This window comes from Mesorhizobium sp. M7A.F.Ca.AU.001.01.1.1, from assembly GCF_004022735.1.
Classification (GTDB): Bacteria; Pseudomonadota; Alphaproteobacteria; order Rhizobiales; family Rhizobiaceae; genus Mesorhizobium; species Mesorhizobium ciceri.
The window spans coordinates 1-585 of the sequence record NZ_RZPF01001321.1 but is presented as its reverse complement, the minus strand read 5'-3'; the positions used below and the strand labels follow the sequence as shown (position 1 = coordinate 585).

Sequence of the window (585 nt, the reverse complement as noted above, 5' to 3'; positions counted from 1 at the left end):
TCGTGCGCGGCGACGAGACCGTGGTGATCAAGGCGACCGCCATCAAGGAACTGGTCGACACGACGGGCGCCGGCGATCTCTATGCCGCCGGCTTCCTGCATGGCTACACGCAAGGCCGCGACCTGCAGACTTGCGGCGACCTTGGCTCACTGGCAGCCGGATTGGTGATCCAGCAGATCGGCCCCAGGCCCCGTCAGAATTTGCGCCGCGAGGCTGAGCAGGCGGGGCTGACCATTCCGGACGTTCAAACGAGTTAGTGGCCTACCTTCCCGTTGTGCAGGCTATCTCGCCAGAAGCGCAATCACGGAATAGGGAAATCCTGATGTCGAACATGATGAAGGCGCTTGTGAAGGCCAAGGCCGAACCGGGCATCTGGATGGAAGAGGTGCCGGTGCCGGAAATCGGCCCCAACGACGTGCTGATCAAGATCAAGAAGACGGCGATCTGCGGCACCGACGTGCACATCTACAATTGGGACCAGTGGGCGCAGAAGACGGTGCCGGTGCCGATGGTGACGGGCCATGAATTCGTCGGCACCGTTGCCGATTTCGGCGCAGCGGTCACCGAATACACGGTCGGCCAGCG

At 62.4% G+C, this 585-nt stretch carries 2 protein-coding genes; both read left to right on the top strand.

The annotated features are described in order from the left end of the window. Window positions 1–257 (top strand): PfkB family carbohydrate kinase (locus EN884_RS37940; protein ID WP_245492076.1); only part of this gene is annotated, 257 nt, incomplete at its 5' end. Between the two features lie 65 nt (window positions 258–322). Then, window positions 323–585, top strand: a 263-nt coding sequence (locus tag EN884_RS37935) for an alcohol dehydrogenase catalytic domain-containing protein (RefSeq protein WP_164895515.1), incomplete at its 3' end; no start/stop codon positions are given.